We start from the raw sequence: 23,873 nt of genomic DNA on the forward strand, positions 1-23,873 counted from the left end.
CGGATGCGTACGAATGTTTTCGGGGTTTCAGAGCTTGCGGGCCTGCAGGGTGAAGCTGAGTGGCAGTCGTTCGGGGTGTTCGATGAGCCGCCATTCGGAGTCCTCGCCGCACACCATGCGGCCGGGCAGCGCCTCCCACGGCACACTGCGGTGCTCGACGAGCTGGGTGAGGGTGAGGTCGGCTTGCAGGACGGCTTCCACGATCTCGCCGAGGCCGTGATTCCATTCGTGGGTGGTGCTGTGCGCGACCGCCAAATCGGTGTCCACGTAGGTGGTTTCGTCGTCGAACACCATCGGGTCCGGCGTCTCGAAGTACGGGTAGCCGAGGGTCAGGGGGCCGGTGCGGGTCTCGTCGACGGCCATGCGGACGGGATGGTCGTCGCGGATGAACAGCCGCCCGCCCGGCCGCAGCAGCCCGGCCACCGTCTCGGCCCACCGGTGAATGTCCGGCAGCCAGCACAGGGCTCCGACACCGGTGTAGACGAGGTCGAATCGTGCCGCGCCGAGCGTGGGGACGGCGTCGTAGAGGTCGGCTTCGACGAAATCGATCGGGGTGGCGGTGGCTTCGGCGAGCTTGCGGGCCTCGGCCAGGGAGGCGGGGGAGAAGTCGAGGCCGGTCATGGTGGCGCCCAGCCGTGCCAGTGAGAGCGTGTCGGTGCCGATGTGGCATTGCAGGTGGACCGCGTCCAGGCCGCGGATGTCGCCGAGGCGCGGCAGGTCGAAGCGGACCACGTGGCTCAGGAAGGAGGGATCGGTGCGGAAATTGTCGAGGGCGTAGTCGCCGGAACCGGCATGCAGTGGAGCGCGATCGTCCCAGTTGGCCCGGTTCAGGCGGCGGTAGTCGCTCATGCTGCTCGACTGTGCCACGGATGCCGCTCGGGAGCGCGGTAATTTCGCCTGCCGCGGCACCGGGATGCGCCTGGTCGGTACCCGGCCGCGGGCCTGCCGATCTTGTTCTGGCCAGTTGTCGATAGTACAGTCCAGACCGATGTCCAACTGGGTGTCGGTGCTGAAGAGGGAGTGGATATGGCCATCGTGCGCGCCGTGTCGCACACAGACGGTGAACGACGTCGACTGGCCCTGGCCAGTCCGGTGACCGGCCTGCCCATCGACGAAATCGACGTTGACGGCGGCGCCGAGGTGCAGCTCGCGGTCGCCCGTGCCCGCGCGGCCCAACCCGGCTGGGCGGCAAGGAGTATCGGCGAGCGTGCGGCTCTGGTCCGGGGTGCGATCGACGTGATCAGTGCGCGCCGGGCCGAGATCGCCGAGACGATCCGGATAGAGACCGGAAAGCCCATGGCCGAGGCGCTCGGGGTGGAGATCGTGCCGGCGTGCGACTTCCTCAACTACTGGTCGGGCCGTGCCCGTCGTGATCTACGGCCGCATCGGCAGCGGCTGCACGGCTACCTGCGCCCGTTCAAGAAGCTGCATATCCAGTATCAGCCGTTGGGCGTGGTCGGGGTGATCACACCGTGGAACGCTCCGTTCGTCCTGACGCTCAATCCCGTCGTGCAGGCGTTGCTGGCCGGCAACACCGTGGTGTTCAAGCCCTCGGAAGTGACGCCGCGCGCGGGGGAGTGGGTGGCGAGAGTGCTGCACGAGGCCGGTGTACCCGAGGACGTGGTGCAGGTCCTGCACGGCGACGGCGAAACCGGTGCGGCTCTGGTCGATTCGGAGCTGGACAAGGTGTGCTTCACCGGCAGCGTCGCCACCGGCCGGAAGATCGCGAGCGCCTGTGCCGCGCGATTCGTGCCCTGCACACTGGAGCTCGGCGGCAAGGACGCCATGATCGTGTGCGCGGACGCCGATCTCGAACGCGCCGCGGCCGGTGCCGTGTACCTGTCGATGTTCAATACCGGTCAGGTGTGCATGAGCGTCGAGCGCATCTACGTTGTCGAGAGTGTGGCCGAGGAGTTCATCGGACTGGTCGCGCGCAAGGCCGCGGAGGTCCGTTACGGGCCGGGGGACACGGATATGGGGCCGCTGTTCTGGGATCGCCAGCTCGATCTGGTCGCCCGGCATGTCACCGAGGCCCGGGCAGCGGGCGCCGAGATCCTGGTCGGCGGATCGGCCGAGGCGGGAGAGGGCCTGTACTTCCAGCCGACCGTCATCGCCGGCGCGGATCACGGTATGCGGATCATGACCGAGGAGACCTTCGGTCCGATCGCGGCCATCGTGCGCGTCGCCGACGAGGACGAGGCGATCCGGCTGGCCAACGACTCTCGTTACGGGCTCAGCGGTTCGGTGTTCACCAAGGATCCGGCGCGCGCCCGGCGCATAGCGGCGCGGTTGACCACGGGCTCGGTGGTTCACAACGACGCCGCCGTCGTCTACGGAGTCCCCGAGGCTCCGTTCGGCGGGCGCAAGGACAGCGGGGTCGGCCAGGTCAACGGCGTGCACGCGTTGCGGGGGTTCACCCACGCCCAGCCCGTACTGATCGATCGCTGGCAGCCGAAGCGCGAAAGCATCTGGTACCCGTACACCGACAAGACAATTCGCGATCTCGACGGATTGATCCGGGCATTCGGCAATCGGCTGGTGCGGCGTCTGCTGTCGTGATGTCACGGCGGCCCGGTGCGGGGCGCCGGCCGGCCCGGGCCCCGCGGTCGCGACGTGATCTACGAGTAGCTGACCTGCCAGTGCTTGATGCCGTTGATCCAGCCGTTGCGCAGCCGCTCGGGTTCGGCCACCTGTGAGAGGTTGGGCATGGCATCGGCGATGGCGTTGAACATCAGGTCGATCTCCAACCGCGCCAGGTTGGCGCCCACGCAGAAATGCGCGCCGGTGCCGCCGAACGCCAAGTGTGGATTGGGATCTCGCACACGTCGAAGGCGAACGGATCGGTGAACGCGTCCTCGTCGAAATTGGCCGAGCTGTAGAACAATCCGACGCGCTGGCCTGCGCGGATCAGTTGTCCGCCGAGCTCGGTATCGGCGGTCGCGGTGCGTTGGAACGCGGTGACGGGAGTGGTCCACCGGATGATCTCATCCGCCGCGGTCCGGGGTCGTTGTTGTTTGAACAGCTCCCACTGGTCCGGATGGTCGATGAAGGCCTTCATGCCATGGGTGATGGCATTTCGGGTGGTCTCATTCCCCGCCACGGCGAGCAGGATGACGAAGAATCCGAATTCGTCGGATCCCAGCGCCTCTCCGCCCATGTCCGCGTTCACGAGCTGGGTCACGATGTCGTCGCCGGGGACGGAACGGCGTTGCTCGGCCATATTCCAGGCGTAGCCGAGGATCTCCGCGGAGGCATTTGTGGAGGTGTCGGTGGTCGCCGTATCGGCGTACTCGGGGTCGTCGTAGTTGAGCATCTGGTTGGACCAGTCGAAGAGTTTGCGCCGATCCTCCTGCGGCACACCGATGAGCTCGGCGATGGCCTGCAGCGGAAGTTCGCAGGCGACCTGCTCGACGAAGTCGCCGCGACCTTCTTGCTTGGCCGCGTGGACGATGCGCTCCGCGCGTTCGGTCAAGGCGGCCCGCAGCGACTCTACCGCCCGGGGGCTGAACCCTCTGGAAATGATGCGCCGGATCTTGGTGTGCTTGGGCGGGTCCATGTTGAGCAGCAGCGCGCTGGTGAGTTCGATCTGATCGATGGTTATCTGCCCGGGCAGCCGAATGACCGCGCCTTTGCGTTGCGATGAGAACAACTCGGACTTTCGGGAGACTTCCTTGATGTCCTCGTGCTTGCTGACCACCCAGTAGCCGCCGTCGCGGAATCCGCCGGAAGCCTCGTCCTGCTGCGCGTTCCACCACACCGGACTGGTGCGGCGCAGCTGCGCGAATTCCGCTACGGGGTTTCGGGTTTCCCACAGGGCGGGGTCGGTGAAGTCGAATCCGGTAGGCAGGGACGGCGCGGGCATGGGTTCCTCCTGATGGGCCGACAGCGCTGTGGTCCGGAAAAGGGGTGAGTTCATCGCCGGCGTCGGCGATAGCGGACGCGGCACGGCTGCTCCAGCTGAACGACCATCTTGGAATGGTCGTTGCGGTAGCTTTCGGAGGGCTGCGCCATCTCGAACTCCCAGTCCCGCAACAGGATCGAGAAGACCGGAAGAAGAACTCATTGGCTTCCGCGCCCGACAGCAGAATGACATCGCGACCAGCGAGTTCGAACGATCCGACAGCTCCGCATTCGGCGCGCACCCGTCGCATCAGCGCGATCGGGTCCGTTCGGAACTCGTCCAGGTGCCCGTGCTCGCCGTGACCGCCGGACACCCGCTGCGGCTTGACCAATGTCATTGGAAATCCTTCCGGAATATCTGTCCAGACAAACGGTGGACATGTGTCCGGACAGTACTACGAAAAGCAGTCTGCAACAAGCAGTGCATCCGACCTTCCAGATCAAGCTCGTGGTTGCAATTGTAGAAGTATCCGAACTATATTCCGAACAGTTGTCCAGACAAGTATCGGGAGTCGTGTAATGAATGGCCTCGTCCCCAGTGCAGGCACCTCCCTGCTGATCGGCGGCAAGCTGGTGCCCGGCCGAGCCGGCGTCTTCGCGACGGTGAATCCGGCCACCGAGGAAGTGCTCGGCCATGCCGCCAACGCCTCGCCCGACGATCTGGCCGCGGCGACGATCGCGGCCCGCACGGCCTTCGACGAGACCGAGTGGTCGCGCGACCACGAGTTTCGAGCGCACTGCATCCGGCAGCTGCGGGACGCTATGCGCGCACATGTGGAGGAACTCCGCGAGATCACCGTCGCCGAGGTGGGCGCCCCGGTCATGCTGACCAGTGGACCGCAGCTGGAAGGACCCATCTCCGACCTCGACTTTGCCGCGGATCTGGCCGAAACCTACGGTTGGACAACCGATCTCGGCGCGGCGACCCAGATGGGCATCGCGAGTCGTCGGGTGATTCGCCGGGAAGCGGTCGGCGTGGTCGGGGCGATCACGCCATGGAACTTCCCGCATCAGATCAATCTCGCGAAGCTCGGACCCGCGCTGGCCGCGGGAAACACCGTGGTGCTCAAGCCCGCCCCGGATACGCCCTGGGTGGCGGCGGTGCTCGGCCGACTCATCACCGAGCACACCGACATCCCCGCCGGCGTGGTGAACATCGTGACCTCGGACAACCATCACATCGGGGCCGCGCTGGTAGAGGATCCGCGGGTGGACATGGTCACGTTCACCGGATCCACCCGCACCGGCCGGTCCGTGATGGTCGGCGCGGCGGGCAATTTGAAGCGCACGTTCCTGGAATTGGGTGGCAAGTCGGCTGCCATCGTGCTCGATGACGCGGATATCGCGGCCGCCGTGAGCTATACGGCCTTCTCGGTGGCCGTGCACGCCGGCCAGGGCTGCGCGCTCACGACCCGGCTGCTGGTCCCGCGTGCAGCCTACGCCGACGCGGTGGCCGCGGCGGCCAAGACGATGACCGGAATGCGGGCGGGTGATCCGACCGATGCCGGAACCATCTGTGGCCCTTTGATTTCCGAGGCGCAACGCGACCGGGTGGAACGGTACATCGACATCGCGCGCGCGGAGGGCGGCCACGTTGTGGCCGGCGGTGGTCGCCCCGAGGGCCGCGACCGCGGCTACTTCATCGAGCCGACCGTCATCGCGAACGTACCCAACACGGCGACCGTCGCCCAGGAGGAGATCTTCGGTCCGGTGCTGGTGGTGATTCCACACGACGGCGACACCGACGCGGTGCGCATCGCCAACGAATCACCCTATGGGCTTTCGGGTTCGGTATGGGGCGCCGACCCGGAGCGGGTGGATCGAGTGGTCGCGAGGGTGCGCACCGGGACCCTGAGTGTCAATGGCGGGCTCTGGTACCACGCGGACGCGCCCTTCGGCGGCTACAAGCAGTCCGGCATCGGCCGTGAGATGGGTGTGGCGGGCTTCGAGGAGTATCTCGAAACCAAGCTCGTCGCGACCCCGGCCTGACCCGGCTTTCACTACGGCACAACCCTCTTCACCACAGCACAGGGAGCTGAACACACCATGGCACGTTTCACCGGGCGCACCGCGATCGTCACCGGCGCCGCACAGGGCATCGGCGCGGCCTATGCCAAGGCGCTGGGCGCCGAGGGCGCCAATGTCGTCGTCGCCGACCTGAACGCCGAGCGCGGCGAAGAAGTGGCCAAGCAGATCACCGCCGACGGCGGCACCGCCGCGTTCCGCCGGGTCGATGTCTCCGATCCCGAATCCGCCACCGCGCTGGCCGATTTCACCGTCGCCGAGTTCGGGGCGATCAATCATCTGGTGAACAACGCCGCCATCTACGGCGACATGAAGCTGGACCTGTTGCTGACCGTCCCGTGGGACTACTACAAGAAGTTCATGAGCGTGAACCTCGACGGTGCGCTCAACGTGACGCGCGCGGTGTGGCAGCCGATGATCACCGCCGGCGGTGGGTCGATCGTCAACCAGTCCTCCACTGCCGCATGGCTGTACTCCGGCTTCTACGGACTGGCCAAGGTCGGGATCAACGGACTCACGCAGCAGTTGGCGACCGAATTGGGCGGTTCGAAGATCCGAGTGAACGCCATCGCGCCCGGCCCGATCGACACCGAGGCCACCCAGACCGTAACCCCCGGCAGCATCGTCAAGGACATGGTCGCGCGAATCCCGATCAAGCGCATGGGCACCCCGGAGGACTTGGTCGGTGCCTGCCTGTACCTGCTCTCGGACGACGCGGGCTGGGTCACCGGCCAGATCCTCAACGTCGACGGCGGGCAGATCATCCGATGAACGACGAATCCGGCTTCGCCCGAGTCGGTTTCATCGGGCTGGGCAACATGGGCGCGCCGATGGCGAAGCGACTGCTGGACTGGCCCGGCGGACTGACCGTCTGCGACGTGCGCGCCGAAGCCGTGCAACCGTTCGTCGACGCGGGTGCCCGCTCGGCATCCACCCCCGCCGAGGTGGCCGAGCATTCGACCGTCATTTGTGTGACCGTGATCGACGACGCGCAGGTGCGTGAGGTCTTGACCGGCGCCGACGGGGTACTCCGCACCGCCGCCGCGGGCACCGTGGTCGCCGTGCATTCGACCATCAGCGACCGCACCGCCGCAGAGCTCGCGGCGGTCTGCGCCGACCACGATGTCGAATTCGTCGATGCGCCGGTGAGCGGCGGAGCCCCGGGCGCCACCCAGGGCGCGCTCGCGGTCATGGTCGGTGGATCGGAAGCCGCCCTGGACCGCATCCGCGCCCCTTCGGCAGCTTCTCGGACCTCATCGTCCATGCCGGCGAGGTCGGAGCGGGAACCCGGATGAAGCTGGCGCGCAACCTGCTTCATTTCGTCGCGTTCACCGCGGCGACCGAAGCGCAACGGCTGGCCGCGGCGGCCGGGCTCGACATCGCCGAACTCGGCAGAGTGGTGCGAGGATGGGATACCAGAAATCAGCGACGTCCACCGGCGCTGTCGTCTTGCGCAGCATGATCGCGCCCGGCCCCCCGGTGATCGCATCGGAGTGGGACGGCCCGGGGCGCCGAGGGTGGTCGCTCTCGACTTCACGCCCGACGCGGCCAAGCTGATGCGGTGGGCCGCCGACGGTGTGACCGACGTGCTGTACGGACTTCCCGATCGGTCCGAGGACGAGGCGCTGGGCTATCTCGACCGTCTCGTGGCGAAACTGTCCGAGCTGCCCGCATTTTGATCGCTGGAGTCGAGCGCGCCGCGACCCCGCGAACCGAGTGGTCGTGGGCCGTGGCGGTTGGGCCGCGGGTGCGTCGTCGTATGTCGGAGACGGATCCTTCTCGCTGCTCAGGCCCTGTCGGATAGCAGTACACGGTTCCTGAACCAGTTCCATTCAGTCATCCGGAATAATGTCTGGAATGTGTTCCAGCTCATATGGTAGTGTCGCCCGCATGGCGGCGGAGCCGGTCGATACGGGGTGGCGCAGGGTGCACTCACCGAACCTGGCCATCGATGTCGCCGAAACCGAATCCGTTCCCTCGGAACGGATTCGGTATTGCTCATTCGATCCGGTCGATGAGTGACTTCCTGAGAAGTGGAACGACGCGAGAATCTCATGACGAAGTGCAATGACGCTCTTTCCCGATTCGGAGTGGTCACCGAGTCGCCTGGTCGATGTCATTCGACCCCGGACCACCCCCGTGCAGGCATGGAATCGGCGGTTCGGTCGAACAGGGGATCTCGATGTCCACGAAAGAAATAGGCCCTCCTGTACCGGATCGGGCGACCGCGGCCGATGCACTGCGCCGGAATTTCGCCGACACCGTTCTGTCGAGCGTCGCAACTCTGGGGCGCGCGCTTCGAATCGGGGCCACCGCCATCCGGGTCGGAGTTGTCGATGTCGTCAATCGGCGTTTTCAACTGCGTGAAACCTTGAGCCAGGCATGGTTTCTCGTCCGGGTGACCGGAGTTCCCAGCATCTTGATGGCGGTACCGTTCGGCGTCATCGTTTCCGCGCAGGTCGGCAATATCGTCTCTCGTCTCGGCGCCGACTCGATGATCGGCGCGGCCGGTGGACTCGGTGTGATCAAGCAGGGTGCGCCCTTGGCCACCGCCATGCTGCTCGGCGGTGCCGGCGCGGCGGCGATCGCTGCCGACCTCGGTGCCCGGACCATCCGTGAGGAAGTCGACGCGATGCGAGTCATGGGCGTCGATCCGATTCAGCGGCTGGTGGTTCCCCGGATCGCCGCGATGATGCTGGTGGCACCGCTGCTCAATATCTTGATCATCTTCGTGGGCATCGCCTCGGGCTTCGCGGTCGCGGTCACCGCGCTCGATGTGACCCCGGGCAGCTACTGGCAATCGTTCGGATCCTTCACCACGCCCGTCGATGTCTGCGTGTCGCTGGTCAAATCCACCCTGTTCGGGTTCCTCGTCGTGGTGATCGCTTGTCAGCGTGGACTGGAAGCAAAGGGTGGACCGCGAGGCGTCGCCGATGGGGTGAACGCCGCGGTGGTGATGTCGATTGCCGCTGTGGTGGTGTTGAATACCGCGATCACCCAGGTGGTAACCATGTTCCTGCCCGTCAGGATGGCCTGATGGCGGCGGCGCCGTACCGCCCGGTCGGGTTGCGGTGGGCCGGCCGGATGCAGCGGCGGGTGCGGCCGTTGCAGGCGGTCGACTCCATGGGATTCGTGCTCGGATTCTGCTGGCAAGTGGTGTCTTCCGTGCCGTACACCGTCCTGCACTACCGGCGTCAGACCATCAACGCCATCACCGATATGACCTGGGGCCGTGGCTCGATCATCATCGGTGGCGGAGTGGTGCCGCTGATGTTGCTGCTCGGCGCGGCGATGGGCGCATCGATCGGAATCGAGGCGTTCAGCGCGTTGAACCTGCTGTCCCTGGGGCAGCTCAGCGGACTCATTTCGGCATTCGGCGTCACCCGGGAACTCGCGCCCATCGCGGCGGGGATCGGGTTCGCCGCGCAGGCGGGTTGCCGAATGACGGCAGAGATCGGGTCGATGCGCATTTCGGAGGAAATCGATGCCCTCGAGTCCTTGGGAATCCGTTCCGTACCGTTCGTCGTCACCACCCGGGTCCTCGCGGGCATCGTAGCCGTCGCGCCGGCATTCGTTGTCGCTCTGATATTGAGCTATTTCTCCTGCGAGGTAATAGTGACCGCAGTACATGGAACGCCATCCGGTACCTACAAGCACTATTTCGACCAATTCATCGTGCCATGGGATGTTTTCGCCGCGACGGCAAAAGTCGTGGTGTTCGCCATTGCTGTAGTGCTTATCCATTGCTATCAAGGGTTCTTCGCAATGGGTGGTCCGGAAGGTGTCGGCATCGGCTCGGGGCGTGCGATTCGCGCGAGTCTGGTTTCGATCATCGGACTCGACATGGTCACCACGATCGTGCTGTGGGGTTTCCAATCTCCGATCGTGTTCACGGGGTAGCCGCATGCCTGCATACGCACTCCCCGGAACCGAAGTCGGACCCCGTAAGGCGCGCATTCTCGGTGTGTGCGCCCTCGTATCGGCGATCGTGCTGGCAATGGTCTGGAGGTTCGTCCCTGATTCCCGCCCCGCGGACCGTATCGATATCGCACTCGTCGTCGGGTACGTCGGCGAAGGAATCGGGCCGGGCACCGAAATTCGGCTCGACGGTGTCCGGGTGGGAACCGTGGACACCATCGACTTCGCCGGCCGAGACCGGCGAAAGCTGAACCTGAGTCTGGACCGATCCCAATTATTCGGCCTCACAACGGGATTGAAGGTCGACTACGTGCCGGGCAACCTGTTCGGAGTAAGTGCGCTCGAGCTGTGTCCCGACACCGGAGGCGCCGCACTCGTCGATGGCGCGACTGTCGACTTGACCGGTGAGAACTCCGACCGCGTCCGCGACGCCACGCTCGCCTCGCTGTTGAACTCGACCGGAGATCTCACCGCGCAGGTGCTGACACCGCAACTCTCGCAACTGTTGAGCACGCTGTCCCGCGATCTGACCGCCTTCACACCGCTGCTGCAGGCCATCGGGACCACCGTCCGCGCCTACACCGAGACCCGGCAGCTACCGCCGTCGCAGTTGTTCGAGCGCTTCGGTGCCACCCTGACCGGTATCCCGCCGATGTTGACCGGCGCCCTGACCCTGCTCTACGCCAGCTACGACAACGGCTATCTGCGGGAAGACGCGCACATCCAGAAGTTCGCGGAAATGTGGCCCGGCGTGCAGAACCAGTTGTTGCCGGTCGTCACCCAACTGTTCGGCACCACCCAGCCGTACTTCTCCGGACTGCTGCCCATCGCGACCGTCGTGTTGGATCGGATCTCCGGATCGGTCAGCGACCCGGCCGGTTCCAACGGCCAGTTGCGCGACCTGCTCGATCGCCTCGACGCCTCGTTCCGCGATGGTCCCGACGGGCCGGTAGTGCAGACACACGTGGAACTCGACCTCGTTCCCGGATTGGCGAGCCCGCTGGCCGCGGTCCTGGGCGCCAATCCTGTTGCGGGAGGCGGCCGATGAAGACGAGGGCGCTGCTTGCGCGCGTCGTCACCGCGGTGGTGTTGATGCTGTTGATCCTGATCGGGATCTTTCGAGTGATCGAACGGCCGGTGACCGGGCCGACCGATACCTACACGGCGATCTTCACCGACGCGAACGGCCTGCGTCCCGGTGATGATGTGCGGCTGTACGGAGTGCAGGTCGGCAAGGTTCGCAGCGTCGAACTCGCAGGCGCGCAGGCGCGCGTGCGTTTCACCGTGCAGAGTGATCGACCGCTGTTCACCGACACCAAGGTCGCGGTGCGCTACCAGAACCTCACCGGGTTCCGGTTTCTCGAGATCCGCCAACCGGATTCACCGGGCCGGCGCCGTTCTGCCACAGCGGTTTTCGGCGTCGACCAGACGGTCTCGGCCTTCGACATCACCACCCTGTTCAATGGACTGCAGCCGGTGCTGCGGGAACTGTCGCCGGATGACCTCAATCAGTTCACCACCAGCTTGCTGGCCGTCATCGACGGCGATGGCACCGGCCTCGGCCCGGCGTTGGGGGCCATCGAGAGGCTGAGCCGCTATGTGTCCGACCGGCAGTCGGTGTTATCGACACTGGTGGGCAATCTGTCACGGATCTCCGACCACATCGGTGGCGATTCCGGGAACGCGATGAAACTTCTGGTCAGTCTGACCGACCTGTTCGTGGTCATCACCGAGAAACTGCCCGGCCTCATCGATTTCTCGAATCAGATTCCACCGGTGCTGCAGCCACTGCGCAGCATGCTGACCGTACTGGGCCTGACCGGTAAGCAGGACAGTGATCTCGACGCACTGCTCAAACAGGCGTTCCCGGACCCCTATGACGCCGTCGCGGTGTTCGGCCGCATGCCCGGCCTCATCCAGGCCGTTACCGCCGCCGTTCCGCAGACCGGATCGCAGGCGCTGCCGGCCTGTTCCCATGGCAACGCGGATGCGCCCGAGCCCCTTCGAATTCTGATCACCGGACAGAGGATCATCCTATGCAAGTCCTGAAGCGGCGGCCCGGTTCGCGGGCGCAAGCAGAGGTGGCACCTGCCCGAAATACCGATCTGCGCTGGGGCCTGGCCGGATTGGGTGCGGTGATCGTGCTGATCGCTGCCATCGGCGTCGTGTACGTGACCGGAACCGACCCTGAACAGCTCTACCGTGCGGAACTCGCGCAGGCCGGGTCGATCCGCCCCGGCGACGATGTTCGAATCGCCGGCATACCGGTCGGCAAGGTGAAATCGCTGACGCTGCTGTCCGATCGCGTGCGGATGGAGTTCACTGCCCAGTCCAGTGCCTTCCTCGGCGACCAGACCGTACTCGACATTCGCATGCTGACCGTGGTCGGCGGTTACTACGTCGCCGTGGAACCGGCCGGAACGAGTCCGCTCGGCAAAGGCGTGATCCCCATGCAGCGAGTGCTGTTGCCCTACAACCTCACTCAGGCGTTCCAGGACGCCGCACAGCCGGTTCGGCAGATCGACGGTGACGTGCTGCGGCAGAACCTGGCGGTGTTGTCCGCCTCGGTGGAGAAGAGCCCGGACTCGATCCGCGCTGTCGTGCGGGCAGCTTCGGATCTGGTCACGATGATGAACAAGCAGAATGCGGATATCTCCCGCACGCTCTCGTTCAGCGACGAATACCTCACGGCGATGCGCCGTAACTCCGATGTGCTGGCCACCTTGCTGGTCAACCTGGGCACTCTGGAGAATCTCATCCAGAACAACAAGGCCCAGGTGGCCCAGACGCTCAACGATCTGGCAGTCGTGCTGCAGGATCTCACGCCGCTGGGCCGCGCATGGGATCACGGGCTGAAAGACCGGGCACAGCCCCTGGCCGACGCGATTCCGCAACTGCAACAGCTGGATTCGCGTCTGGGTGACCTGCTCGATGCACTACGGGGTCTGGGACAGCGGCTGCTGCCGTTGATGCCCGTCGGCGGCGGAATCACCGTCGACCAGTCCGCTGTGACCCTGTCCGCGCCGTCGGTGTGCGTACCCGTACCCGGGGGAGGCTGCTGATGCTGACGAGAATTCTCGGCTCCCGCGCCGTGATGTCGGCCGCGGTGATCCTCACGCTCGTCGCGGGTGCGGCGGTCGGGCTGCGTGTCAGCCGGCCGCACCCGGCGACTCAGGGCTACTGCGCCGACATGCCCGATGCTGTAGGTCTTTTCACCGGCAGCGCGGTGACGATCATGGGTGTTCCGGTGGGCGAGGTGACCGGCATCCAACTCGAGGGCACGGCCACCCGAGTGCGGTTCACCGTGCGCGCCGATCGCAAACTCCCACTCGACGTCGGCGCCACGACCGTCAGTGACACCCTGGTCGCGGACCGGAAGCTCGCACTGATCGGGGCCGAGCCCTCGGGAGCGAGCTGGAATCCGGGCCAGTGCATCACCAAGACGGTGACACCCAAGAGCCTGACCGAAACATTCGACGCCCTGGCGCATCTCGCTGATCAGCTCGACTCCTCCGATGATCCCGCGCAACGCCATGCCCTGGGTGACGGAATGGCCGCGCTCGACAACGCAACCGGTGGCTCCGGTGATCAGATCAACGCCATCATCAATCAGCTCGGCAACGCGCTCGCCGCACCGGACGCGGCCATCGGCCACCTCGGGCAGCTGCTGGACGCGATCGGTGAACTGGCACACCGGGCCCATAGCGGCTGGGGGCAGGTGCACGACACCGTCACCGGACTGCCGCGGACGTTCACCGACATCAATGTCATCGCCTTTCCCCCGATCATCGATCTGGTCGACGCGCTGAGCAAACTGCTGCCCCAGATCAACGACGTGATCATCATGCTGGGCTCACCGGCGCTGCGCTCACTGAACTCGGTTCCGAACCTGTCGAGGCTGCTGACGGCCGGAGTCGGGTCGCTCGCCGAGATCATCGGCATGGTGCCGGCCATCGCGACCGGGTTCAGCAGTGCGATCGACCCCGCGTCGGGCCGGCTGAACATCGGCTACGCGGCGCCGGAAATCGCACTCGCGCAACCGGATACCGATCAGATCTGCGTCGCCGTGCAGGCGGTCACCGGGCAGCAGTGCCGGAAATCGGAGAACGGAGCGGTGGATGTGCCCGTACTACCCGTCCTGCTGTCGGCGGTGAGCGCTCGATGACTCGGTTCACCGCACGATGGCGCCGGGCCGGTGTGCACGCATCGCTGGCCTTGGCGCTGACAGTGGGCGCGGCCGGATGTGACTTCCAGCCCTCCGATCTCACCGTTCCCGGATCCGGGGTCGACGGGCCCACGTACCGCCTGAGAATCGAATTCGCCAATGTCCTCAATCTCCCGCCCGGAGCCAAGGTCTTCGCCGATGGGGTGCGGGTGGGGCAACTGAGTCACCTCACATTGGTCGATCCCGTCTCCGCCACGCAGAGCGGACCAGGACGCCAGGGGTACGTCGTCGCCGATGTCGTCATCCGCTCGTCGGTGCACCTGCCCGCCGAGACCACTGCCGCACTGCGGCAGGAAACGCCGCTGGGCGACGTCCACATCGCCCTGAGCGTGCCCGCCACGACGAGCGGGCGGACGCTCGACGCCGACGCGACCATACCGCTGGCTCAGACCCGGCAGTCCCAGCCGATCGAGGACATCTTCGCCGGCCTGTCCACCTTCGTCGGCAGCGGCGCGGTCAGCAATGTACAGAGCATCGTCGACAAGATGAACGCCATTCTGCCCAAGGATTCGCGTGACACCGCGCGCATCGCCGCCACGCTCGGCGCCGATATCTCCGATCTCGGTGACCACCTCCACTCCGTCGACGCGCTGCTCGACGGCGTCCAGGCCACGTTGGACCAGGGTGTCGGCGACAACCTGCCCAAGCTCGATGAACTGCTGACTCCCTATGGTGCACAGCACACCATCGACACCATCAATGCCGAGATCGGGGTCATCTTCGTGCTGACCGCGCTGGGACCGGTGGCGCCGAGCCTGCAATGGCTGGCGCCGGTGGTGCAGTCGCTCGACGGCACCGCGCGGGCCGTGGTGCCGATGCTGTTCGGCAGCCATCCGCTCGACACCGACTCACCGTCGAATCTGAAGAAGGCTGTGGATCTCATCCAGAACAAGATCATTCCCTTCGTCGACCACGGTCCCAAGGTGAATATCGCCGGAATATCGGCCGGTTCGGGACAGCCTGCGGTGATGTCGCCGGCCGAGCAGACCGCCCGCATTCTCGACACCTTGCGGATGATCGGAGTGGTCCGGTGAATGTGCGTGCGGCCGTGTCGCTTTCGTCGATCGTGGCGGTCCTGGTTTTCGGTGTCTCGTACATGACTTTCGGAGTGCTGCACTTGGATCCGCGGCGCACCTACATCACCGCCGAGATGCGGCTGGACAATTCCGGAGGTCTGGTCGCCCACTCGCCCGTGCTGCTGGCCGGTGTGCAGGTCGGTCGCACCGAGTCGGTTACCCGGCAGGCGACCGGTGTCCTGGTCCGGCTGCGCATCGAAAGCCGTTATCGCATACCGCTGTCCAGCGATATCCGGATCGAACAGCTTTCGGCGCTCGGCGAGCCCTACATACAATTCTCCCCGCAACAAGCCGGTGGACCGTTCCTGGAGGACGGGCAGGTGGTCCCGGCGAACCGGATCCGCAAGCCGATGACCATCACCGAACTGTCGGGCAAGGTGGTGGATCTGCTCGCGCAGATCAAACCCGAAGTCGTCGCCGACCTGGTGGGCACCTTCTCACGCGCGCTGGCGGGCACCGATCCGGCCATGCAGACCCTGCAGCGCTCGACCTCGCTACTGGCCGCCACCCTGCTCAGCCGGACCCAGACGATCCGTCAGCTCTTCAGCGATATGCAGGCCTTGGGCGGCGATATCGAATGGATGGGACCGTCGCTGGCCAGTGCCGGACCGCAGTTCGGCGCCTTCGGCACCACCCTCAACAAGATCGTCGAGTCCGGGTCCGCGCTCGCCGAAAGCCGCCCTGTCGCCAGCTATTTCACCGGCGACGGACTCGTCCCGTTTCTCCGCAACCTGACAGCCTTCTTCGAGCAGATCGGTCCGACGGCCGCGCAGCTGGGGCCGGTCCTGGAGCCGGTGGTGACCGATGCCGTCCGTCGCACACCGGCCATCGATATCAGTGCCCTCATCGCGCAGGGGCTGCAGGACGTCGACGCCGACGGCACCGTGCATCTTCGGATCGGCGTCAGATAGCCGGCCCGCACCGGGCGGCAACTCATCTCGAGGAAGGACAGAGGCATGGCGACGCAAATCGACGAAGCCGTCGAGGAAGTAACCGAGAGCGAGCCGCGGGAGCCCCGTGATTCGCGCGCCCGCACGGTATCGGTGCGGCTGTCGACGGTGCTGACCGCCGCCGCCGTGGCGGTGCCGCTGATCGTGAGTATCGTGCTCGGCGCCCTGTACTGGTCGGCGAAATCGGATCTCGCGGAACGTGATTCGAAGGCTGCCGACGATCGTCACGCGGAGCAGGTGGCGTCGGACTATGCGGTGGGCGCATCGACGATCGACTACAAGGACACCAAGGCGTGGCTGGGCCGCCTGCAGGCCGGCGCTACGCCCCAGCTCGCGGCGAAATTCGAGGCCACCGGACCACAGCTCGAACAGATTCTGCTGCCGCTGCAATGGACCTCGAAGGCGGTACCGCTGTCCTCGTCGGTCACCTCCGAGTCGGGCGGAATCTACAAGGTCAACGCATACGTGAATGTGACGTCCACCAGTGCGCAGTCTCCGGAGGGCGCCCAGACCACGGTCACCTACTCGCTGACCATCGATCGCAATGCGGGGTGGAAGATCACCGACGTCGGTGGGCTGCAAAATGCGCTGCCCACCAAATAGATTCGACCGGGCATGAGTAGGGAGGACCGCCACATGGCAACACTTGACGATCGCCCACAATGAATTGCGCGACACGGGGGGCTGTGAGCAGTTGCGACGGAACGCGGTGAAACGCTCACCACCTCTGTGGTTCTGCGAGCCGTCGGCTATCGGGGGCTGCCGCCGGCCGATGTGCCGTTCGATCCGGTTCTCGGGGTCATCCCGAATGTGCGTGGCCGGGTGGTAGATGCCGGAGGAGACTCCGTGCCGGGTGTGTACACCGCGGGCTGGATCAAGCGGGGGCCGCGGGGTGTCATCGGCACGAACAGGGGCGATGCCGAAGAAACGGTGAACGAGTTGATCGGCGACTTCCTCGACGGTGGCCTGGCGGATCCCCCGCGTGGCCCCGAATCGTTCTCGCGACTGCTGACTCGACGCTGTCCGCGTCGAGTCGATTATGGCGGCTGGATGGCGATAGACGCCGCTGAGCGTGCCGGTGGAGCCGAAATGCGGCGTCCGCGAGTCAAATTCGTCTCGGCTGCCGACATGCTCGCCCTCGCGGGCAATGGCGTGTGAAGGCCGGTCGGCCGTCGCCGGGGTCGCTTCTCGGCGCGGCCATTGTGATGGAAAGCCGTCGATGATACTGTCCAGACAGTTGTCCAGTCTAATGTCCTTCTGCGGCGGCCATCGGACCGCGGCCCGGAAGAGCGTTCAATCGAATTCGAGGTGCGCGTGATGACTTCGGCCTCTCTGGAGCCGTTCACGTTCGATCCGTACGACTACCAGTTCCACGAGGATCCGTATCCGATCTACGAGCGGCTGCGTCGGCACGCCCCGCTCTACCACAACCCGGAACAGGACTTCTGGGCGTTGTCCAGGCACGCCGACGTCATCGCCGGGTTCCGGGACAACGCACGCCTGTCCAGTGCCAATGGCGTCTCCCTCGACCCGGCCGCCTGGGGGCCGCACGCGCACCGGACCATGTCGTTCCTGGCGATGGACGATCCACGCCATATGCGCATGCGGCGCTTGGTGTTCAAGGGGTTCACGCCGCGCCGGGTCACCGAGATGGACCAGCGCATCCACGAGTTGACCCTCGAACACCTCGAGCCGGCTCTGGAACGTGGATCCTTCGACTGGATCGAGGATTTCGCGGGCAAGCTGCCCATGGACGTCATCTCCGAACTGATGGGTGTACCCGTTTCCGATCGCGCCGAGATTCGTCGCCTGGCCGATCTGGTCGTGCATCGCGAAGACGGTGTCCTCGACGTGCCCATGGGTGCCATCGAAGCTTCGCTGCAGTTGATCACGTACTACAGCGAGATGGTCACCGCCCGGCGGGCCGAACCCACCCAAGACCTCACCTCCGCTCTGCTGGACGCCGAGATCGACGGTGACCGGCTCAGCGACGAGGAGATCATCGGGTTCATGTTCCTGATGGTGGTCGCCGGCAATGAGACCACCACCAAACTCCTGGGGAACGCGCTGTATTGGGCTGCACGTACACCCGGTGAGTACGCCAAGGTGGTCGCGGACTCCGACTTGGTGCCCGACTGGGTCGAGGAGACCTTGCGGTTCGACACCTCGAGCCAGATCGTGGCGCGCAGCGCTGCCACGGACATCGAGATGTACGGCCGCACCATTCCGGCGGGTGCCAAGGTGCTGTTGCTCATGGGCTCGGCCAACCGGGACTCCGATGCCTTCCCCGACGGGGACGTATTCCGAATCGATCGTCCGGAGAAGGGCGCCATCGCCAGTTTCGGTGCGGGCGTGCACTTCTGCCTCGGCGCTCACCTGGCCCGTCTGGAAGCCACCATCGCACTGCGCGAATTCGCCTCCCGGGTCCGCGACTACGCGCTCGACGACACCGGAATCGTGCGTGTGCACTCGACCAATGTGCGCGGCTTCGCCGCGCTGCCGATCACGACGGAGATTGCCTGATGCCCCGCTTCGCACCCCATCCTGACCGCAGGCCGGTCCTGATCTCGGGCGCGTCCTCCGGAATCGGCGCCGCCACCGCCGAAGCGCTCGCGGAACTCGGCCATCCGGTGGTGCTGGGAGCGCGCCGCGTGGATCAGTGTGAGGTCTTGGCCGAGAAGATCCGCGCCAACGGCGGGGAGGCGCTCGCCGTTCGTCTCGATGTCACCGAGAGCGCCTCGGTCGATGAGTTCGTCACCGCCGCCGAAGCAGCGTTCGGGCCGACCGAGATTCTGGTTTCCGGTGCCGGCAGTCTGGTGTTCGGCCAGGTCCACCAGCTGACCCCGGAGCAGTTCCTGGGGCAGGTGCAAGTACACCTCCTCGGCGTGCAAAGGCTGGCGCACCGGGTAATTCCCGGCATGACCGAGCGTGCTCGCGGCGACTTCGTCATCATCAGCTCCGACACCGCTCCGGCCCCGCGGCCCCGCTCCGGCGCCTATTCCGCGGCCAAGGCCGGGCTCGAGGCCATGGCCAAACAGATGACCATGGAGCTCGAAGGCACCGGTGTGCGGGTCTCGGTGGTACGGCCCGGCCCGACCAGGACCGAGATCGGGATGGACACCACCGCCGAGATCATCGGCCCGGTGCTGGAGGACTGGACCACGTGGGGATTCATCCGGCACTCGGAAATGCTGCGGGCCGAGAATCTGGCGTCGGCGATCGTCGCGGTCGTCTCGGCCCCGCGGGGTGCGCACATCCAGTTGACCGAAGTTCAACCCGAGGCCCGCGTCCGGGCTGATGTTGTCAGGAGCAACTCATGAAAGTCGTCGCCGACCTGGACCTGTGCCAGGGCCACGCGGTGTGCGCCGCGGAGGCGCCCGGAGTCTTCACGGTGCCGCACCGCGGCAAGGTCGAGATTCTCGATACCGATCCCGGACCCGAAACCCGTGCGGCCGTCACCGCTGCCGTGCGCTACTGCCCCACCCAGGCCCTGTCGATCGTCGACAGCACCGGCCACTGACCACCTGTGTATTCACGAGAGGACAACCACCATGGCTGATTTCGATCGCGCCGAGCTCGACGAGATGGTGCGCCGCTGGCTGCAGGCCAACAAGGACTGCGAGGCCGCCGGCGATTGGCGGCCGCTCGCGGAGTTCTACACCCCGGACGCCACGTACGGCTGGAACTACGGACCGACTCAGGAATTCATGGCCGTCGGCCGCGACGAGATCCGGGATATCGCCATCGGTTTGGAGATGGATGGTCTCGAGGGCTGGACCTACCCCTATCAGGACTGGGTGATCGACGAGCGCAGCGGCAACCTGATCGGGCTGTGGAAGCAGGTCGCCGACACCTCCCGCGCCGACGGCACCCCGTACTCGCCCGCAGGCATCGGCGGCAGTTGGTTCCGCTACGGCGGGAACTACCAGTGGTCGTGGCAGCGTGACTTCTTCGACTTCGGCAATGTCAGCGCGTTGTTCCTGGAGATGATGACGGCCAATGCGTTGTCGCCGGGAATGAACCAGCGGATCGCGCGCGCGACCTCCGGCGAAGCGCTGCCCGGCTGGTACAAGATCGGCGAAGCGCCGGTGCCGCTGTGGTGAACTCCGGAGGCGACTGTCGCAGCGGTTTCGCCGATCTCACCCGCGAACAGCTTGCCGTGCTGGTGCCGGAGCTGTTGTTGAGCGGGCACCTCATCGATCGCTCCGGGATGGCGCACAGCATCGCCGCGTTCGGGCGGGACGGAATGGCGCAGATCGCGATCGAGGAGTGGCAGGTCGCCAGCCCCGTCTACACCCGCCGTATGCAGCGGGCGCTGAACTTCACCGGTGACACCGTCGAGACGATCTTCAAGGGACTGCAGCTCGATATCGGCGCCCCACCCCAGTTCATGGACTTCCGTTACCGTGTCGAGGACGACCGGCACGGCGAATTCTGGCTCGACCACTGCGGCGCCCTGGCCGATGTGGAGCCGATGGGGGAGGACTACGTCCGCGCCATGTGCCATGACATCGAGGATCCGACCTTCGATGCCACCGCTCTGGCGACCAACCCGCACGCCCAGGTGCGGCCGATTCATCGCCCGCCCCGGGTGCCGTCGGACCGCCACCCGGTCTGCGCGTGGACCGTCACCATCGATTCCGCGCATGTACCACCCCCGATTCCGCCGAACTACGAGACCGTCGCCGAGTCGTGGGCGGCCCGAACGATTCTCGATCCGATCGATCCGAGTGATCCGGGTCGTCCGGACTATGCCGGTCCGCTGCTCAGCGATCTGCGCTTCGCCGATTTCTCGCGTTCGGCGCTGATCCGTATGGCCGACGAGGTGTGTCTGCAGCACCATCTGCTCACGCTCGGATTCCTCATCGCGGTCGGTGTGCGCGCGGATTCGGACCTCTCCGCGCAGATCGGGCGCAAACAGTTCGCGGGCATCGCCGGGCTGACCGCCGAGCGGCTGCGTGACGCACTCGGGCTCGGCGCTGACGATGAAGCGCTGGCGCAGGTCCTGCGACTGCATCCAGCATGGAATCCGTTGCCCTACACCGGTGTACGGGTCGACCGCGAGGATATCGGGGTGCGATTGCGCATTCCGAAACGCAGCGGCGCCGTCGCCGATCGGGTCTGGCCGGCGCTGATCGACGGGATGAACCTGGCTCCCGTCGAGGCCATCGCCCGTGGGGTCAACCCGCGCTACGCGGTGTATGTCATCTCCGACACGGAAGAGGAATTGGCGGTCGGGTTCCTGCTGGCCGAGAAGCCGTTCGCCGAAGCCGGCGAGGTGGCCATTACCCGATTCAGCACCGGAGCCGACTTTCGCTTCACCGATCGCGGTATCCCACTGCCGCTCACCGTGATCTGACCGCCTCCTGAAGGATTGAACTGCCCATGGCGTGTAATTTCGCTGACCTGTTCGAGCACGCGGTCGACGCGATGCCAGAGCGCACCGCGCTGATCCAGCACGATCGAAGCCTCACCTACCGTGAGCTCGACACCCGCGCGAACCGTCTTGCCCACCACCTGATCTCGATCGGCGTAGGCCCCGGCACCCACGTCGGATTTCAGATGCACAACAGCATCGAAACCATGGAAACGCTGATCGCGTGCTACAAGGTTCGGGCAGTACCGATCAATATCAACTATCGCTACAGCGCCGAGGAATTGCGCTACCTCTACGACAACGCCGACGTCCATACACTGATCTTCCACCGGAGTTACGCGGCCGCCGTAGCGCAGGCACTCGCGCAAGCACCACATGTACGTCATGCCATCGCCGTCGACGACGATCTGGGCAGCGATCGGTACGACACGGATGCGGCGCCGTACGAATCGATACTGTCCGAGCAGACGACCAGGCCGGAGGCCGAACGCAGTGCCGACGATCTGTTCATGATGTACACCGGCGGCACCACCGGCCTTCCGAAGGGCGTCATGTGGCGGCAGGAGGACATGTGGCGGGTGCTCGGCGGCGGTATCGACTTCTACACCGGGGAGCCGGTAGCCGAGGAATACCAGCAATCCCGCGTCGGTGCCGGGAACGACCCGAGCGTGTGGCTCGTCCTGCCGCCGTTGATCCACGCCGCCGCCATGATGCCGACATTCAACGCGTTGTGGAGTGGCAACACGGTCGCCTACGAGTCCCGGTTCGATGCGACCGCGATCTGGCGAACCGTCGAGCGGATCCGGCCGGCCGTCATGGTGATCACCGGTGATGCGATGGCCCGTCCGCTACTCGACGCATACCGCGCGAAGCCCGCGGACGCCACCTCGCTCGTCGCCATTGCCTCCGGCGCGGCCCTGCTCTCGCAGCCGGTGAAAAACCAACTCCTCGAACAGTTCCCGAATGCCGTCGTCTCCGATTCCATCGGATCCTCCGAAACCGGTTTCGGCGGAATCGGATTCGCGACCAAGGACGACGACCCTGGCCGGGGACCCCGCGTGCAGACCGGCCGCGGTGCCGTGGTCGTCGATGAGAACGGCTGCCCGGTCGAACCGGGTGACGAAGGATGGCTGGCCAAGACGGGCGCCGTGCCGCTGGGGTATTACAAGGATCCGGAGAAGTCCCGGCGATTGTTCAAGTCCGTCGACGGCGCGCGCATGGTGGTCACCGACGATCGTGCACGCGTCGAGAGCGACGGCTCGATCACGCTGATCGGGCGCGGGAACATGGTGATCAATATCGGCGGCGAGAAGGTGTTCGTCGAAGAGGTCGAGAGCGTATTGAAAGCTCACACCACAGTTTTCGACGCGGTGGTGATCGGCCTACCCCATGAACGGTGGGGGCAGCAGGTCGCCGCGGTGATATCGGTGGCCACGGGAGCGGAACTCGATTTCCCGGCGCTCACGAGGCATGTGCGATCCCATCTTGCCGGGTACAAGGTTCCGCGAACGGTGTGGATCGCGGATTCGATAACCCGTTCCCCGAGTGGCAAGCCCGACTATCGGTGGGCGAAGGAGTTCGCCGACGGTCACGAGCCGGCGTTCCGTGCCGAGATGCCCGCACATCGGTGATGTAATCCAAACCAGTTGTTCGCCGTCTCGGTGCGTCAGCCTCGCCGAGACGGCGACCAGGCAGCGCGGGGCCCGGAATGTGGTCGGCGCCGCTGCTCTCACCAGCCCTTGGGTGTATGTCCGGACAATGGCCTGATCGTGCCGAATCCACCAGGCGTCACCTGACCGAGAATCAGGCGGACGCTGTCGAACGTATGACGATATCCGCTGTCGACGTCTTGTTGTCCAGCGGATACGGATCCACGACGATCCGGAGGATCGCCGCGGCGGCCGGAGTGGGAACCGCTACCGCGTATGTCTATTTCTCCTCCAAGGAGCACGTGTTCTCCGAGGTCTTCTGGCGTCGCCTGGTGGTGGCTCCGAGCCCGCGATTCGGTGAGCTCGGTCCCGTCGATCGCGTGGTGCTGACCCTGCGTCAGATCTCGAAGCCGGTCGCCGACGAGCCTGCGCTGGCCATCGCGGTGAGCAGCGCCTTGCTGGGGGACGACCCGGACGTTCGGCATCTTCGTGTCCACATCGCGGCCGAGATCCGCCGGCGGCTTGTGGAAGCGCTGGGCGGTGCGGACCCCCGCTACCTCGCTGTGCTCGAACTTCTGTTCACGGGAGCCATGTTGCAGGCCGGAATCCGGCGCCTGTCGTATACGCAGGTCGCGGATCTGCTCGAGGCCTGCACATTTCGACTGCTCTCCGATGTCGAGCCGCCGAAGTGAGTAGCGGCAGCGGGGGACCGGCGCGGACCATCCGTGCAATGAGCACTGTATCGGACATGAG

21 protein-coding genes and 5 pseudogenes are annotated in these 23,873 nt (G+C 65.7%); 22 read left to right on the top strand and 4 right to left on the bottom strand.

The features are described from left to right. Window positions 1-27 precede the first annotated feature (27 nt). Window positions 28-849, bottom strand: a complete 822-nt coding sequence (locus ON33_RS06205; protein ID WP_040856274.1) for a class I SAM-dependent methyltransferase — start codon at window positions 847-849, stop codon at window positions 28-30. A 102-nt stretch (window positions 850-951) separates the two neighbouring features. Between ON33_RS06205 and ON33_RS06210 the strand changes: the two genes are divergently transcribed. Further along, window positions 952-2,559 (top strand): aldehyde dehydrogenase family protein, encoded by a 1,608-nt coding sequence (locus ON33_RS06210; RefSeq protein WP_245550320.1) that lies wholly within the window; start codon window positions 952-954, stop codon window positions 2,557-2,559. A 59-nt stretch (window positions 2,560-2,618) separates the two neighbouring features. Here the strand turns inward: ON33_RS06210 and ON33_RS06215 are convergent. After that, window positions 2,619-3,862, bottom strand: a pseudogene (locus tag ON33_RS06215) (cytochrome P450). 178 nt (window positions 3,863-4,040) lie between these two features. Beyond that, window positions 4,041-4,238 (bottom strand): annotated as a pseudogene (locus ON33_RS39385) (cytochrome P450); the annotation flags it as partial. Window positions 4,239-4,419: 181 nt separating this feature from the next. On the opposite strand from ON33_RS39385, the gene ON33_RS06220 reads away from it, so the two are divergent. The 3 genes and pseudogenes from ON33_RS06220 to ON33_RS06230 form a co-directional block, all read left to right on the top strand. Further along, the gene (locus ON33_RS06220) at window positions 4,420-5,889 is read left to right on the top strand and encodes an aldehyde dehydrogenase (RefSeq protein WP_040856278.1); all 1,470 of its coding nucleotides are present in this window, start codon (window positions 4,420-4,422) and stop codon (window positions 5,887-5,889) included. Window positions 5,890-5,946: 57 nt separating this feature from the next. Continuing rightward, window positions 5,947-6,696 carry an SDR family oxidoreductase gene (locus tag ON33_RS06225; protein WP_040856281.1) on the top strand — a complete coding sequence of 250 codons (750 nt, stop codon included), beginning with the start codon at window positions 5,947-5,949 and terminating at the stop codon, window positions 6,694-6,696. After that, window positions 6,693-7,339 (top strand): annotated as a pseudogene (locus tag ON33_RS06230) (NAD(P)-dependent oxidoreductase); the annotation flags it as partial. The gene ON33_RS06225 and the pseudogene ON33_RS06230, both read left to right, overlap by 4 nt. Here ON33_RS06230 and ON33_RS43095 read toward each other — a convergent pair. Continuing rightward, window positions 7,332-7,421 (bottom strand): annotated as a pseudogene (locus tag ON33_RS43095) (NAD(P)-dependent oxidoreductase); the annotation flags it as partial. The pseudogenes ON33_RS06230 and ON33_RS43095 overlap by 8 nt on opposite strands. Between ON33_RS43095 and ON33_RS40975 the strand changes: the two are divergent. The 18 genes and pseudogenes from ON33_RS40975 to ON33_RS06315 form a co-directional block, all read left to right on the top strand. After that, window positions 7,422-7,604, top strand: a pseudogene (locus ON33_RS40975) (LLM class F420-dependent oxidoreductase); the annotation flags it as partial. It lies immediately after the preceding pseudogene. Window positions 7,605-8,107: 503 nt separating this feature from the next. Further along, window positions 8,108-8,962, top strand: a complete 855-nt coding sequence (locus tag ON33_RS06235; RefSeq protein ID WP_040856284.1) for an MlaE family ABC transporter permease — start codon at window positions 8,108-8,110, stop codon at window positions 8,960-8,962. Further along, window positions 8,962-9,825 (top strand): ABC transporter permease, encoded by an 864-nt coding sequence (locus ON33_RS06240; protein ID WP_040856287.1) that lies wholly within the window; start codon window positions 8,962-8,964, stop codon window positions 9,823-9,825. Before ON33_RS06235 ends, ON33_RS06240 begins: the two co-directional genes overlap by 1 nt. 4 nt (window positions 9,826-9,829) lie before the next feature. After that, window positions 9,830-10,891 (top strand): MlaD family protein, encoded by a 1,062-nt coding sequence (locus ON33_RS06245; protein ID WP_169336782.1) that lies wholly within the window; start codon window positions 9,830-9,832, stop codon window positions 10,889-10,891. Beyond that, window positions 10,888-11,892, top strand: a complete 1,005-nt coding sequence (locus tag ON33_RS06250; RefSeq protein ID WP_040856293.1) for an MlaD family protein — start codon at window positions 10,888-10,890, stop codon at window positions 11,890-11,892. Before ON33_RS06245 ends, ON33_RS06250 begins: the two co-directional genes overlap by 4 nt. Beyond that, entirely contained in the window at window positions 11,880-12,905 is a 1,026-nt protein-coding gene (locus tag ON33_RS06255; protein ID WP_040856296.1) for an MlaD family protein, read from the top strand. Before ON33_RS06250 ends, ON33_RS06255 begins: the two co-directional genes overlap by 13 nt. Then, window positions 12,905-14,008 carry an MlaD family protein gene (locus tag ON33_RS06260; protein WP_040856298.1) on the top strand — a complete coding sequence of 368 codons (1,104 nt, stop codon included), beginning with the start codon at window positions 12,905-12,907 and terminating at the stop codon, window positions 14,006-14,008. Before ON33_RS06255 ends, ON33_RS06260 begins: the two co-directional genes overlap by 1 nt. Further along, window positions 14,005-15,102: an MlaD family protein gene (locus tag ON33_RS06265; protein ID WP_083868635.1), complete on the top strand. Its 1,098-nt coding sequence runs from the start codon at window positions 14,005-14,007 to the stop codon at window positions 15,100-15,102. Before ON33_RS06260 ends, ON33_RS06265 begins: the two co-directional genes overlap by 4 nt. Then, on the top strand, window positions 15,099-16,055 hold the full coding sequence (locus tag ON33_RS06270; RefSeq protein ID WP_040856300.1) for an MlaD family protein: 957 nt from the start codon (window positions 15,099-15,101) through the stop codon (window positions 16,053-16,055). The genes ON33_RS06265 and ON33_RS06270 overlap by 4 nt, the downstream gene beginning before the upstream one ends. 45 nt (window positions 16,056-16,100) lie before the next feature. After that, window positions 16,101-16,697 carry a hypothetical protein gene (locus tag ON33_RS06275; protein WP_040856302.1) on the top strand — a complete coding sequence of 199 codons (597 nt, stop codon included), beginning with the start codon at window positions 16,101-16,103 and terminating at the stop codon, window positions 16,695-16,697. Window positions 16,698-16,949: 252 nt separating this feature from the next. Continuing rightward, the gene (locus tag ON33_RS06280; RefSeq protein WP_157184432.1) at window positions 16,950-17,252 is read left to right on the top strand and encodes a hypothetical protein; all 303 of its coding nucleotides are present in this window, start codon (window positions 16,950-16,952) and stop codon (window positions 17,250-17,252) included. A 159-nt stretch (window positions 17,253-17,411) separates the two neighbouring features. Further along, a complete protein-coding gene (locus ON33_RS06285) occupies window positions 17,412-18,617 on the top strand; it encodes a cytochrome P450 (protein WP_040856306.1) in 1,206 nt (401 codons plus the stop codon). Beyond that, window positions 18,617-19,414, top strand: a complete 798-nt coding sequence (locus ON33_RS06290; protein WP_040856308.1) for an SDR family oxidoreductase — start codon at window positions 18,617-18,619, stop codon at window positions 19,412-19,414. The genes ON33_RS06285 and ON33_RS06290 overlap by 1 nt, the downstream gene beginning before the upstream one ends. Continuing rightward, entirely contained in the window at window positions 19,411-19,614 is a 204-nt protein-coding gene (locus tag ON33_RS06295; RefSeq protein WP_040856309.1) for a ferredoxin, read from the top strand. The genes ON33_RS06290 and ON33_RS06295 overlap by 4 nt, the downstream gene beginning before the upstream one ends. A 31-nt stretch (window positions 19,615-19,645) precedes the next feature. After that, window positions 19,646-20,197: a nuclear transport factor 2 family protein gene (locus ON33_RS06300; protein WP_040856311.1), complete on the top strand. Its 552-nt coding sequence runs from the start codon at window positions 19,646-19,648 to the stop codon at window positions 20,195-20,197. Then, window positions 20,194-21,453 carry a hypothetical protein gene (locus ON33_RS06305; protein ID WP_040856428.1) on the top strand — a complete coding sequence of 420 codons (1,260 nt, stop codon included), beginning with the start codon at window positions 20,194-20,196 and terminating at the stop codon, window positions 21,451-21,453. The genes ON33_RS06300 and ON33_RS06305 overlap by 4 nt, the downstream gene beginning before the upstream one ends. A 26-nt stretch (window positions 21,454-21,479) precedes the next feature. Then, a complete protein-coding gene (locus ON33_RS06310) occupies window positions 21,480-23,102 on the top strand; it encodes an acyl-CoA synthetase (protein ID WP_040856314.1) in 1,623 nt (540 codons plus the stop codon). Between the two features lie 194 nt (window positions 23,103-23,296). After that, a complete protein-coding gene (locus tag ON33_RS06315) occupies window positions 23,297-23,812 on the top strand; it encodes a TetR family transcriptional regulator (protein ID WP_245550321.1) in 516 nt (171 codons plus the stop codon). Window positions 23,813-23,873 lie beyond the last annotated feature (61 nt).

Source organism: Nocardia niigatensis NBRC 100131, assembly GCF_000308655.1.
Lineage (GTDB): Bacteria > Actinomycetota > Actinomycetes > Mycobacteriales > Mycobacteriaceae > Nocardia > Nocardia niigatensis.